Here is a 13,971-nt window from a genome sequence, read left to right as displayed (position 1 = left end):
TTTCTAAGTTAGTTTTATTTGGATTAATTGGCTTAGTCGGCTACTGGGCATTTAAAAAAATGCGATCGACATAAAAAATTAGTGGATAGTGGTTAAGAGTGGATAGTGGATAGTGAATAGTGTTTAAGAGTAAATTAGGTTACTCAGATCTGTTGTGCTGTGAGCCGTTAGGGCAAGATTCAAGATAACTCACAATCTACACCGTGCCTACGGCACGCCATCGCGCAGTAAAAGCTATCCACTATCCACCATCCACTATCCACTATCCACTATTCACTACCCTCTACCCTCTATTCACCGACTAGACTGAGAAGGACTCATCTTCAAATCTCACTGTGGCTAAAATAACTAAAAATTCTCTCAAAGTCGGCGATTTGGAGTGGTTCTATGGCGAACTCAGTCCCGTCGGTGGAGAAAATCAGCAAACGGTAATCCTATTACATGGATTGCCGTCTCAAAGCTTGACGTGGACGGGAGTAATGCCACCATTAGCCGAGCAGGGCATTCGCACTATCGCGCCGGATTGGATTGGCTTTGGTAATTCTAGCAAGCCCGAGAAACGGGACTTTGCTTATACGCCAGATGCCTTTGTTAACGCGTTTGCTCAGATGATGGATAGTTTGAGTCTCGACCGAGTTTCGCTCGTCGTCCAGGGCTTTCTAGGTACCGTAGGTATCCAATATGCGATTCGGTATCCCAAGCGCGTGGAGAAGTTAGCGATTTTAAATGCACCGCTCGCGCCAGGAATCAAGCTACCCTGGCAATTTCAGCAGCTAGGTTTACCTGTAGCTGGAGAAATGCTCACTCAAGATCCGCTTTCTGTCGAGCGGCTGTTGGAGGCTGGATCTAAAGCGGTAATCGAAGATAATTATCTCGAAGTCTACCGTAAACCATATCTCAAAAGTTCGGCTCCCGGTCGATCGCTCCTAGCGACGATTCGCAATCTCCAATTAGCTCAGTCTCTTGCCGAAATCGGTACGGGACTGCCAAAATTAGAAATCCCGATCCAAATTTTATGGGGTACAAACGATCCTTGGCTCGATCTCGCGCCAGCACAAGCCTGTGTCAAAACGCTCAAACGCGGGGAATTAGTCACTTTACCCACAGCCGCACATTATCCTCAAGAACACTGGTATGCTGAGATCAACCGATCGCTAATTCCATTTTTGCGTCATCAAGACTAACAAATATTGAGAGTCGATCGCTGCTAGATAATACTTAAATCCCAAATTGTCTCGGTCAGGAACTAAGTACTAACAGTACGTGGTACTGTCAATGAGAGTCGATAGTCTATCGCTACTAATATTACACGTTCACTGCTATGTCTGACCTGCCTTTCACCCTGGATCAGCTACGGATTCTCAAGGCAATTGCCGCAGAGGGGAGTTTCAAACGTGCTGCTGATAGCTTATATGTATCTCAACCTGCGGTCAGTTTACAGGTTCAGAACCTCGAACGTCAACTAGATGTGCCATTATTCGATCGCGGTGGGAGACGAGCGCAACTGACTGAAGCAGGACATTTGCTGCTTAGTTATGGCGAAAAAATTATCACGCTCTGTCAAGAAACCTGTCGCGCTATCGAAGATCTTCAAAATCTCCAGGGTGGTACCCTCATTGTCGGCGCATCGCAAACTACGGGTACCTATTTACTCCCGCGCATGATTGGCGTATTTCGGCAAAAATATCCCGATGTCTCAGTGCAATTACACGTCCATTCTACGCGGCGGACGGCGTGGAGTGTCGCTAATGGACAGGTAGATTTGGCAATTATCGGCGGTGAAGTTCCCGCCGAATTACAAGACTCGCTGGATGTTTTGCCCTACGCCGAAGATGAATTCGCGCTAATTTTACCAACCGATCATAGTTTTGCGAGCATGAAGAGTATCCCTAAAGAGGATCTTTACAAACTCCAGTTTATTTCCTTAGATTCACAATCGACAATTCGCAAAGTAATCGATCGAGTCTTGACTAGATGTGGCATCGATCCCAATCGGCTCAAGATCGAAATGGAACTCAATTCGATCGAAGCTATTAAAAACGCCGTCCAAGCGGGTTTGGGTGCGGCATTCGTATCTTCATCGGCGATCGAAAGAGAGGTCGAAAATGGGACGTTACATCGCGCACATATCGACGGTGTAGCAATCGATCGCATCCTCTCTGTCATCGTCAATCCCAATCGCTATCGTTCTAAAGCTGCTGAAGCTTTCGCTCAAGAAATACTACCTAATTTTACGACATATCCTTGGGATGCCAGCAAGTTATTTTCCAAGCGTGTGAAAGCAGAAATTGATATTGAAGAAGATAGTTAGAAGTCGATTTAGCAAACAGCGGGCTACTAATATGCTAGTCCGCGTAGCGAACTGTGCATTATTAGCTATACTCGCAGAGCCTATGCGTTAGGATAATTACACCTAAAGCCTAATTCCTAAATCCTAACACCCAAAGCCTAATACTTAAAGCCTTCCTAACGAGATTGACATTGAGCCAATGACGACGAGAATTGCGCCGAATAATCCGAGGGGCGTGATATATTCGGGAGTGACTAATCCAGGTGCGAGCCAAGCAGTCAGACTCATCGAGACGATCGTAAAAATTGGGGCTAATGCTAGAATGGCACTGACTCTAGATGCTTCCAAATGTTGCAGGGATTCGGCAAAAGCGCCGTAGGCAATCACTGTATTTAAGCCACAAAAAATCAGTGCGATCCACTCGATCGAGTTAAGCTGAAGTAGAGTTTGAGGTTTGGCTACCATCGAAAATAACAATCCACACGCGCCATAAATAACCCACATAATATGTGTGGAGTCCAATCTAGTTAGTAATTGCTTTTGAATTAATGCGTAAATCGCCCAAGTAATGCCAGCAATAATTAACATGATACTACCGCTGATATAGCTATCGCTACCAGTTGCCAATACCTTAAATTGTTCGTAAAAGAAACCGATAAATCCAGCTACTAAAATACCCACGCCCATCCATTGATAGCGGGTATAACGTTCTTTGAAAATAAATAACCCACCCAAGCTCAAAAATACACCCGCCAACTGAATCAAAACTTCAGCATGGGAAGGTGAAGTGGATTTCAACCCCATCACAAAGAAAATATAATTACCCATCAACCCCAAAATGGCGATCGCAAATAAGTAGATTGGTACCGCTCTCAATTGTGCAATCCGAGGTAGATTTCCTTGTTTAGTCAGATAGCAACCTAGTAGAATAAAGGCAGTAGCAAACCGGAACCAATTAATAGTATACAGATCTAATTTTTTCAAGACAACTGCAAGTGCAATTGGTACCAATCCCCACAAAACTACTGTAATTAGTGATAATCCCAATCCCAACCGCCAGTTACCCGTTGTCCGATGAAGTTCCATTAGCTTAGATATTAGAGATTAGTTGAGAGTAGTTTTAGTTAAATATGGATAACAGTTTAGAGCTAGTTGAAGTCATCCGCGATCGGATTGAGAATTCACCACAAAAACAGATTACTTTTGCTGAATACATGAGTTTGGTACTATATCATCCTCAGTATGGCTATTATGCAAGTAATGCCGAAAGAATTAGCGAACGGGGTGACTTCTTAACTTCGCCGCACTTAGCCGATGATTTTGGTGAGATGTTAGCCATTCAACTATATCAAATCTGGCAAAATTTGGGAGAGCCGCAGCTATTCAATATTGTCGAAATGGGTGCGGGACAAGGATTATTAGCCGCTCAAATTTTAGATTACGCGCAGCGTGAATATCCAGACTTCTTTAGCTCGATCGATTACATCATCATCGAAACCGCACCAGCGATGATATATGCCCAACAGACAAGGTTAAAAGATTTACCTGTACGCTGGTGTGAATGGACAGAAATACCCGATCGATCGATCGACGGTTGCTTTTTATCGAACGAACTCATCGACGCTTTACCAGTACATCAAGTCGCAGTTATTGAAGGTGAATTGCAAGAAATTTGGGTGAATAACGGCGATAAAGAGCAAGTATTTATCGAAACTATTGCCGAACTATCGACAGCTAAACTAACGGAATATTGGCAACTCAATCGGATTAACTTACTTAGCGATCGCTATTCCGATCGCTATCGCACCGAAGTCAATTTAGCAGCCTTGGATTGGTTGGAACTAGTTTTTAAAAAGTTACAGCAAGGCTATATTATCTCGATCGATTATGGTTATACAGCCGATCGATATTACAATCCGATGCGATCGCAAGGAACATTGCAGTGCTACTACCAACATGCTTATCATTCCGATCCATATATCAATATCGGCAATCAAGATCTTACCGCACATGTCGATTTTACCGCACTTCAAAATCAAGGTGAGTTATTGGGCTTGCAAACAGTCGGATTTAGTCAGCAGGGGCTGTTTTTAATGGCATTGGGTTTGGGTGAAAGAATTGCGGCAATTTCGAGTAGTGGCGGCGATGTGCAGTCCTTACTCCGGCGTCGTCAGAATTTACACCAATTAATCGATCCGATGGGGTTGGGTAAGTTTGGCGTACTGATTCAGAGTCAAGGATTGACAATAGCACAACAGCAGGTTAAATTGACGGGTTTATCAATCGGGGAATAGGGGATAGGGGATAGGAGCGTTGCTGAATTTGGGTATGAAGCATAGATCTTGCCCTCACCCCTAACCCCTCTCCCAAGCTTGGGAGAGGGGAGCCAGAGCCGGAGGCGAGGGCGGGGTGAGGGCAAGGGATTTCGATTGGTATCATATTCAGCAATGCCGGAATATGAACTCGCTCTGGTTTGGTTTTCTAACCAGAGCGAGATCGGACTGTCTAGATCGAGATTCTATGCTTACTTGCGCTTCTTCGGCTTGAGATTTTGACTAAAGAATCCAGTCGTCATCATCCAGGCTTCAGTGGCGGCTTCTGGCGCATAACTATCGCGTCTATCGCTCATAAAACCGTGTCCAGCTTTGGGAAAGAGATTGAGAATATAGCGTTTCTTAGCTTTGGAAAGAGCAGTGGAGACTCGCCCATGTTCGTCAGCGGCGATGAGTTGGTCGTCGCTACCATACATCAACATTATCGGCGCTTGCATTGCTGTGACGCGATCGAGCAGGGATTTTTGACCGAGTGGATTACCCGGTGTGGCGTCGATACCACCACCATAGAAAGAGATCGCGGCTTTGATTTTGGTGGGATAAGTAGCATTAGTTAGGAAGGCATATCTACCACCCATACAGAAACCGATAACCCCGATGCCATTGGCATTAACTTCTGTTTTGCCAGCTAGGAAATCGATACTTTTGCCAACATCGCTCATGATGGCATTATCATTGAGAGTTTTGAGCTTGCCTATCGCTCCAGCAGTATCGGTATAAGCATAAGTCGTCCCCCGATAAAAGTCCGGCGCGATTGCGGCAAACCCAGACTGTGCCAATCGATTGCAGATACTCTTACACCAGTTATTTAGCCCGTAAGCTTCCATCAAGACGATGACAGCGGGAAATTTACCCGTCCCGGTAGGTGTGACATAGTAACCGGGTAAACCCTGAGCAATCTCGATCGTTTTGCCGATAGGTTCTGGTTTAGTCACCACAGTGGGCTTTTCTGGTGCAGCGGTACTCAGTTGGGAATTTGCCACGACTGCGGCGGTAGCGATACTAGAAGCGGCAAGTAAGATGTCCCGGCGTTTCATTATTTATTTAGCGATCGGTGGTTAATTATCAGTAAACCGCAAATCGCGATCGATTGCTACATTACATTTCTCAGACAAGAAAGGGTACCCATGTGGGTACCCCTGACGGTTGGTTTGCTCGATCGACTAGAATACAAATGTCGTCCGAATCGTACCGAGATACTCGGTAGGCAAGGCACTATTGTGTTCGGGATTAGTTAGCATCAACAATCCCGGCGTGATGTAGAGATTGTCGCTAACTTTATACTTATAAAAAGCTTCGATGTGCAGGCTAGTATCTCGATCGACACGAGTACCAACAGTATTACTAGTAACTTTAGGCTGCATCCCTAATACAAAACCTAGTGTACTACCCTTGGAACCAAAATCCTTTACAGCTAGCGTGCCAGCGTAGTTCCAGATATCAGCACTACCGCCTGCGGCAGTCTCTCGTCTGGCTTGACTCAAACCGCCCCAAGCAGAGAAAATCAAATTCGGAGAGAGATTAACGCTACCAGCTAATGCATAGTGGTTGGCTGATGTTGGGGCTATCGAGCCAAAACTCGATCCAAAAGGATTATTTGCGAAGTTGCTACCATTATTACCAGAAACTCCTGTACCAGCAGAATTGTAAGAGCGAGCATAGATTAATCCTAAGCTCACATCGTCAGAAGGCTTGATAGTAAGTTGAGAAAACAGCACATTAGAGCCATTAAATAAGCCACTACCGTTTGCCGGATTGTTGACAGTTTCTAGGGCTGTGGTAGCTGATGTCGCGGGGGTTACACCTGCGGCTGTTGCTGGAGTAACAACCCGAGGAACTGCATAGCTGACAACTAGACCGACACCAGGGCTAAACTTGTGATCCACACCAATACCTGCGCCCTCATTGCTGAGGCGATAAATGGGGTTGAATCGTCCAAAGCGGGTGATCGAGCCAGTACCAGCCGCTTGGTGTTCGGGGTTGAAAGTGTAGTAGTTATCGTTGAACTCACTACCGACAGCTTCTACATACACTTTAGTGTTGGCAGCCAGAGGCAATTGGTATTGCAATCTGTGGAGAGTACTAGCATTTTCTTCACTACCTTCAAAGCCTAACCGCGCCATATTCGTACCGGAAGGAGTTCCAGCAAAACTATTGCTGTTACGTGCTTGGAGGCGAACTAAGAGTAAGTCTTTACCAGTAAAGCTACTGCGGAAATTGAGGCGGACGCGATCGGAAAAGATCGTATTGCGGGTTGCGCTAGCAGGGCCGCCAGCTAGACCAGTGACCGCAAAAATCGCTTCACCAACTAGTTTAGTGGTAGTAGAGAAGCTTTGGGCTTGGAGTTTGGTGACTTTGGCATCTAAGACTTGAAGGCGAGCGTCTACAGCTTGTAGCTCGGTATTAAAGGATTGAATTAGTCCTTTGAGCTGGTCGAGATCTTGCTGTGAGACTTCTGGTACTACTGGTGGCGGTGGAGCGACGGGAGCGGGTTCTGGTGATGGTGGTAAAACTTCTGGAGCTGCTTCTGGTATTGGTGCTGGTGCTACTACCGCTGGTCGGCGTTTCTTGATGTTTCGACGCGGTTTCCTCCTGGCGACTAGTTGCTCGATCGATTGAACGCAACCATTGAGGCTAGTGGCAAATTCTTCTCGTGATAGGGTCTGAGTACCGTTGGGGGTGTTGCTACAGCTATATTTATTACCTAAAGCTTGAAGTGTTTTATACGCCCAGTCTCCCGGTTTAACTTCAGTTGCTTGGGTCGCTTGGTCGATCTGTTCGGCACTAGGCTCGCTGGAGCCAGCCGCGACCTGCTGAGGGTTATTCTGGGGGCTGATCTCTGTCGATTTGTCAGTAGGATTAGCTGCTGCCAGAGATGTTCCGGCAATCCAGACAGCCAGAGCAATTAGGAGTGACGATCGTAAATTTTTTGATAACAATTTCATCATGCGATCGCGCTTTTCCTCACACTGTAAATTTTTGATGCTATTGAGTATAGCAGGTCAAATCGTACAGTAGTAATTTTTTGGTTTCTGCATGGTATTTGACAGTTTGCGATCGCGCTGAGTGCTAGGTTAATTCAGACCGATCGCGTTGTCAAAACTGGGTATAAATTTTTGCTAGATCGGATTTTGCTCAATCGATCTAACCATCGAGATATTCAGCCAGCAACAGCAACAGCAGCAAAAACTCACAACTCAACCACAAAAAAGGAGCAAGCTAAATTGGCTTGCTCCCCTCTGACCGCTGATCCAAATTAGTTAGAACGTGAAGGTCGTTCTGACGGTACCCACATACTCAGTGGGGTTAGCACGATTATGCTCGGGATTGGTGATGAACAATATACCAGGCGTAATTGCTAAATTATCGCTCAATTTCACTCTGTACAAAGCTTCAATGTGATAAGAAGTATCAGGGTTGACAATATTCGCACCATTTGCAGCCGTAAAACCTGCCCCATTACGTGAATTAAGTTTGGGTGGTATCCCGAGAATAAATGCCAAGTTGTTACCTTTTTGACCGAGGTCGGGGAAAGCTAGTGAAATCGCATAGTTGCTACTACTGGCATTACCACCACCAATTTCACGAGTAGCCTCTGTAAAACCAGCCCAACCAGATAGTACAAAACCGGGACTTAATTTGTAGCTAGTCATGAGTGAGTAATGATTTGCAGATACTGGTACTGGCGCTGCTGTCGAACCGAATGGTCGGTTCGCAGCACTGCTACCAGTTCCTCCAGTAATGTTGTTACCATCAGAGCTATAAGAACGAGCATAAGCTAGACCTAAGCCAAAGTCTTTGCTGGGAGCAAAACTCAACTGACTGATAATGCTATTAGAACCATTAAACAAGCCACTACCCGCAGCAGGATTGGCAGCGGCATTGATGTTAGGAACTGCATAACCTACGGCGAGATCTAATCCATCAGCAAACTTGTGATTTATGGTTAGGGATGCACCATCTCCACTGAGTCTGTAGATCGGGTTAAAACGACCGAAACGCGAAATCGACCCGCTACCCGAACTCGCCAGGATGGGGTTAAAGGTGGGCATGTTTTCGTTGAATTCACTACCGATAGTTTCGACAATGATTTTAGTCTGAGAACTCAATGGGAGACTGTATTGCAATAGGGAGACGTTGGTCGTGTTGGCTTCATCACCGTCATAACCCAGTCGAGTCATATTCGTCCCTGTCACCGAACTGTTAAAGCTGGGCGTATTGCGGGACTGTAGTCTGGTTCTCAGACGGTCTTTACCAGTAAAACTAGTATCAAAATTGAGACGAACGCGATTGCTCAAGATGGTAGTATTTCTACTGTTTGGGACACCGTTTGTACTAAAAACCGTACCGCTACCACCATAGCCGCTCAAACTAATAATTGCTTCACCATTTAACTTGGTGGTAGTGGAGAAAGCTTGGGCTTGGAGTTTGGTAACTTTTTCTTCTGCTGTCTGAAGACGACTATCTACACTTTGTAGCTCAGCACTAAAAGATTGAATTAGTCCTTTAAGTCTGTCGAGATCTTGCTGGGTAACTGCTGCCTCTGCGGCTTCTACTGGCTCTGGCTCTGGTGGCGCAACGGGAGCGGGAGCAGGTTCTGGAGGCGGTGCGACAACTTCAGGTGCTGCTTCGATCGTCGGCGCTGGGGCTACTCGTCTTTTTTTGATGGCTCTGCGCGGCTTTCTTCTAGCTACCAATTGCTCGATCGATTGGACGCAACCATTGAGGCTAGTTGCAAATTCTTCGCGCGATAAAACTTGATTGCCAGTTGGCGTGTTGCCACAGCTATATTTAGCACTCAAAGTTTGGAGCGTTTGATAAGCCCAGTCACCAGGTCTAATTTCAGCGGCTTGGGTCGCTTGCTCGATTTGCTCGGCAGTAGCTTCGGCGCTAGCTGCGGATGCCGGATTCGTACCTGGAGTACTAGCTTCTGCCGGATACAGACCTGCTGTCCAGACAGCGATCGCAATTAAGATCGGGGATAATAGATTTTTAGATAAGAGATTCTTCATGTTGGCAATAATTTCGCATTACTATACTCGCTGACACACGACTGTATCAAGCCACACCATGCGTTCTAAAATTTTTATTTTTGCATGATGTTGTACAGTTTATGTCCAAGACTTGTCGAACACATATTAATTCTGATACATTTTCGCGATCCAAATGATGCTGCGATCGATCTCGATCCAATCTGAAGTATATGTAGTTGTAACGATTGAGAGCTAAGGACGTCAAACTAGAGCAGTGGCTGGTGTATTCGTGACAGCAATTTTGGGTACTCTAATAGTTAGAGTAGTGCAATCTGATGAGGCGCTCGCGCCTGCTGGGATCGAGTCAGTTTAGATCTATGGGCGCGCCACATTTAGCTACAGAGGTTAGTGCCGAGCAGAACGCGATTGGCATCGCATTAGCTTTAGTAAATCGGGATTGCCTCTGGTAGGTACCGCGCCAAGAAGTAATCGAATTGGAAGCTGCTATGGTGGGATATTTCTGGCTGTTTAGAAAGTTTAAGGCCGAAAGTCAAACAGTCCAGTTGTAAATGTATTATCTCGAACCAAGCCGTTATTTTGATCTGATATATATTGCAGGTAAGTATTATTCAACTAAACCAAATTACTAAAACAAATGACAAGCGAGCCTAACTTTTCAGACACTTCAACCTTCATAGGTGATTCTCAAGATCTCCAATTTCAGCCAGCCCAGGAGCGCGATTGCTTTTTAGAAGAGCGCGAAAACACGAGCGGACAGCTAGACGATCGAACTATTATCTGGAGGTTTGCTCAAGGTAAAAAACGACTAGTTGTCAATCAGAATTTACGGATCGATTATGCTCATAATTCACTGCAATTATCAACACCGGGCGGCGAGCTGATTGCCATTCATAAAGTTGCCAAAAAATTACATTACATTCTCGTTAAAAAAGATAGTAAATACTCGCAGACGATTCAAGAAATTATCTCTGAATGTCAATTTATTCCGATCGATGCTGTGACTGCCGAACGTGGATTTATGCGCTATCAGAAGTATGACATTCCCGAGCACTATACCCTGCATTATGAGCCAGCCGATCGCTTGTGGCAAATGTGGCAAGACAGCCAACAACCAGCAGCAGCGGTGCTAGGATTGGACATTTTGATTTTGGCTCGATCGAAATGGTACCGGATTCAGCAAATGATCTGTACCGACGAACGATTGGATCTCCAGACGCGGTTGGGCTTGATTTCGCTCTCGTTGCGAGATCGGATTGCGTGGATTGCCAAAGTTGGCGATGTTGGGGTTGTCGGCGATGCAGATCTAGGCGCTCAAAATGGGGCTAATGGTGGCACTGATAGCGATATTTTGGGTAAGATTATCTCTAAGCTAGCGATCGAGACGATGCCCGATGGCGATGTTAATTCTGCGCCAAGTTCCGATTTGCCCAGCTCGGTTTTCAGCCAGTCTGATGATACTTCCTTACTTTATGACGGACAGCGGAGTGGCAACCTGATGGATAATGAGATGTCGCCATCTCAACAGCTCCTCGCTAGTACGATGAGCGTGCTCGAAAATTATCTCGAACATGGTGAAACGATCGTCAGAACTGAGACGATCGTCGATCCTCAAGGTAATATTATTAGTGAAAAAACTATCAGCACTCATCGCGGTTGCCCGAGATGGGCGATTGAAGCGATCGTCAATTGGAGCTAGGGAGGTAATTAATAATTAATAATTAATAATTAATTTTTATTGCCAATGTCCCATGGTTAAGTCCCAAGCTTACGGCTTGGTTGCAAAGTATGGAGATTAAGGGCGCGATTGTTGTTAAACTGTTAAAGATCTTATGTTTACAGTTGGATAATGATTAAACTGCCTAAAAAGTTGATGTTGTTGGGAGCGGGTGAATTGGGTAAAGAATTTACGATCGCCGCACAAAGACTCGGCAATCATGTCATCGCAGTCGATCGCTATCCACACGCTCCAGCTATGCAGGTTGCTGATGAGTGTGAAGTTATCTCGATGTTGAGTGGTGAAGATCTCGAACGCGTTGTCTCCAAACATCAACCCGACTACATCATCCCTGAAATTGAAGCAATTAGAACCGAAAAATTAGCCGAGTTCGAGCAACGCGGGATGACGGTGATTCCCACCGCTAAGGCGACTCACTACACGATGAATCGCGACCGGATTCGCGAACTCGCTCATCAGGAATTGGGGGTGCGGACGGCTAAATATGCCTACGCTACGACTCTGGATGAAATGCGATCGATCTCCACCGAAATTGGCTTTCCAAATGTCGTCAAACCGGTAATGTCTTCTTCGGGTAAAGGACAATCGGTAGTTAATAATGCAGCAGAAATCGAAGCGGCTTGGCATTATGCGATCGACGGTTCCCGAGGCGACAGTCAGAAGGTAATCGTTGAAGAATTTATCAATTTTGAGATCGAAATTACCCTATTAACTATCAAACAATGGAATGCCCCGACGATTTTTTGTCCACCGATCGGGCATCGTCAAGAACGTGGCGATTATCAAGAATCTTGGCAGCCAGCGGAAATTAGTCCCGCCCAAATTGCCGCCGCCCAAGCGATCGCAACAACCGTAACCGATGCGCTCGGTGGAGCCGGAATTTTTGGCGTAGAATTTTTTATTACCGCCGATGAAGTCATATTTTCGGAACTATCGCCACGCCCCCACGATACGGGGATGGTCACGTTAATTTCTCAGAATCTAAATGAATTTGAATTGCACTTGCGCGCGGTATTAGGATTACCAATTCCCAATATTATTCAATATGAACCAGCCGCCAGCGCCGTAATTTTAGCGGACAAAACATCCGATCGAATCTACTTTTCAGGTGTAGAATCAGCTCTGAGTGTGCCAGATGTCGATATCAAATTGTTTGGTAAACCCGACTCGCGTCCCTATCGCCGCATGGGTGTCGCACTAGCCAAAGCCGAAACTACTGAGTTAGCAAGAGCCAAGGCGACACATGCTGCTAGTCAAATTCTTATTGTTGAGGGGTAGGGGATAGGGGATAGGGAATAGAGAATAGCATTGCCCACCATCTAAGTTTTAGACAATATCCATTCGATCGATATCAATTCAAATGTTTTTATTTATCTCAAAACTTTTACCTTTATTTTTCTATCCACTTGGGGCAACTTGTTTCTGCTTACTCGTCGCGATCGGATTGTGGTGGATAAATTCTAAGTGGACACCTGCGGCAATGGTGGCAGCATTAACAATCTTATTGCTTAGTAGTAATGCTTGGACGAGCAATTGGTTGGCGCAATCTCTAGAGTGGCGAAATATCCCCAAAACAGAACTACCGACAGCAGATGCGATCGTCATTCTGGGCGGCGCTACCAGATCGCAAGCCTATCCGCGCCCAGATGTCGATTTTGCCGATGCAGGCGACCGCGTTTGGTATGGTGCGACTTTATATCGCGCTGGTAAAGCACCGAAAATCATCGTCAGTGGGGGGAGAATCGCCTGGAAAGGGGGTGGAACTCCCGAAGCGGAGGATTTGACCAAACTCCTAATTACGATGGGCGTACCCAAGTCAGATATCATTCCGGAATCCAACTCCTTTAACACCCGCGATAATGCCGTTAACGTGCAACAGATTCTCAAGGAACGAAATTTTAAACGAATTTTATTGGTAACATCGGCGCTCCACATGCCCAGATCGATGGCAATCTTCAAAAGAATCGGTATCGATGCGATCGCGGCTCCTACAGATTATCGAGTCTCACAGCTAGAAATAGACGAACCAAATAGTCGCGCTGAAGCAACGATTTTGAGCTTTCTACCTAGTGAAGATTGTTTATCCCTCACCACTCAAGCAATCCGCGAATATATCGGCATTGTTGTCTACACATTGCGTGGCTGGATTTGATTAATTAATAATTAATAATTAATAATTAATAGTTAATAATTATGGCACCCACTGATTTGTCTCTGAACTGTTAATCGCCGATCGATCCATTGCCGTCGATCGATTTGTTAGACTTGAGCAAGCTCAATTACTTCAATTACATCGAGGTCGATGCGATGACCGATATACCAGTTGTAAGACCGCGCATTAACTCTGCTTTTAAACTCTTGATGTCGGTGCATTGGTGGATGGCGGGGATTTATATACCACTATTTATCGTCGGGACGATTATGTCCCAACTCGAACGCGGCGCACCCTTTCGGAACGAACTATACGACTTTCATAAGTCTTTGGGCGTATTGTCGATGGCATTACTCACTTGGCGAATTTTTTTACTATTGAAGGTAAGTTGGAAGAAATATACACGGCGATTGCCGAAATTCACACCAGCTTGGATAAAAAATGTCAGTTTGCACCTATTACTCTAC

Annotated in this window: 11 protein-coding genes; 7 read left to right on the top strand and 4 right to left on the bottom strand. The window is 45.6% G+C overall.

Annotation, left to right across the window (positions count from 1 at the left end; genetic code table 11):
- Positions 1 to 335 precede the first annotated feature (335 nt).
- Positions 336 to 1,184, top strand: a complete 849-nt coding sequence (locus RMO52_RS18445) for an alpha/beta fold hydrolase (protein WP_310417153.1) — start codon at positions 336 to 338, stop codon at positions 1,182 to 1,184.
- 137 nt (positions 1,185 to 1,321) lie between these two features.
- Positions 1,322 to 2,311, top strand: a complete 990-nt coding sequence (locus tag RMO52_RS18440; protein WP_310417150.1) for a LysR family transcriptional regulator — start codon at positions 1,322 to 1,324, stop codon at positions 2,309 to 2,311.
- 144 nt (positions 2,312 to 2,455) lie between these two features.
- On the opposite strand, the gene RMO52_RS18435 is transcribed toward RMO52_RS18440, so the two are convergent.
- Positions 2,456 to 3,376: a DMT family transporter gene (locus RMO52_RS18435; RefSeq protein ID WP_309741017.1), complete on the bottom strand. Its 921-nt coding sequence runs from the start codon at positions 3,374 to 3,376 to the stop codon at positions 2,456 to 2,458.
- A gap of 44 nt (positions 3,377 to 3,420) precedes the next feature.
- On the opposite strand from RMO52_RS18435, the gene RMO52_RS18430 reads away from it, so the two are divergent.
- Positions 3,421 to 4,584, top strand: coding sequence for a class I SAM-dependent methyltransferase (locus tag RMO52_RS18430; RefSeq protein WP_310417146.1), 1,164 nt, complete (start codon positions 3,421 to 3,423; stop codon positions 4,582 to 4,584).
- A 230-nt stretch (positions 4,585 to 4,814) separates the two neighbouring features.
- On the opposite strand, the gene RMO52_RS18425 is transcribed toward RMO52_RS18430, so the two are convergent.
- The 3 genes from RMO52_RS18425 to RMO52_RS18415 all read right to left on the bottom strand — a co-directional run bounded on the left by RMO52_RS18425 (position 4,815) and on the right by RMO52_RS18415 (position 9,635).
- On the bottom strand, positions 4,815 to 5,660 hold the full coding sequence (locus RMO52_RS18425; protein ID WP_310417143.1) for a dienelactone hydrolase family protein: 846 nt from the start codon (positions 5,658 to 5,660) through the stop codon (positions 4,815 to 4,817).
- A 126-nt stretch (positions 5,661 to 5,786) separates the two neighbouring features.
- On the bottom strand, positions 5,787 to 7,571 hold the full coding sequence (locus RMO52_RS18420; protein WP_310417140.1) for an iron uptake porin: 1,785 nt from the start codon (positions 7,569 to 7,571) through the stop codon (positions 5,787 to 5,789).
- 312 nt (positions 7,572 to 7,883) lie between these two features.
- Positions 7,884 to 9,635, bottom strand: a complete 1,752-nt coding sequence (locus RMO52_RS18415; RefSeq protein ID WP_310417137.1) for an iron uptake porin — start codon at positions 9,633 to 9,635, stop codon at positions 7,884 to 7,886.
- Positions 9,636 to 10,251: 616 nt separating this feature from the next.
- Between RMO52_RS18415 and RMO52_RS18410 the strand changes: the two genes are divergently transcribed.
- The 4 genes from RMO52_RS18410 to RMO52_RS18395 form a co-directional block, all read left to right on the top strand.
- Complete coding sequence (locus RMO52_RS18410; protein WP_310417133.1) at positions 10,252 to 11,313, top strand: hypothetical protein; 1,062 nt, start codon at positions 10,252 to 10,254, stop codon at positions 11,311 to 11,313.
- Between the two features lie 150 nt (positions 11,314 to 11,463).
- On the top strand, positions 11,464 to 12,630 hold the full coding sequence (purT, locus tag RMO52_RS18405) for a formate-dependent phosphoribosylglycinamide formyltransferase (protein ID WP_310417130.1): 1,167 nt from the start codon (positions 11,464 to 11,466) through the stop codon (positions 12,628 to 12,630).
- Positions 12,631 to 12,712: 82 nt separating this feature from the next.
- Positions 12,713 to 13,504 carry a YdcF family protein gene (locus RMO52_RS18400; RefSeq protein WP_310417127.1) on the top strand — a complete coding sequence of 264 codons (792 nt, stop codon included), beginning with the start codon at positions 12,713 to 12,715 and terminating at the stop codon, positions 13,502 to 13,504.
- Positions 13,505 to 13,659: 155 nt separating this feature from the next.
- A partial coding sequence (locus tag RMO52_RS18395; RefSeq protein WP_310417124.1) for a cytochrome b/b6 domain-containing protein occupies positions 13,660 to 13,971 on the top strand: 312 nt, incomplete at its 3' end.

The sequence above is a fragment of the Chamaesiphon sp. OTE_8_metabat_110 genome, assembly GCF_031382685.1.
In the GTDB taxonomy this organism is placed as follows: Bacteria; Cyanobacteriota; Cyanobacteriia; order Cyanobacteriales; family Chamaesiphonaceae; genus Chamaesiphon.
This window is presented reverse-complemented; position numbering and strand designations above follow the sequence as displayed.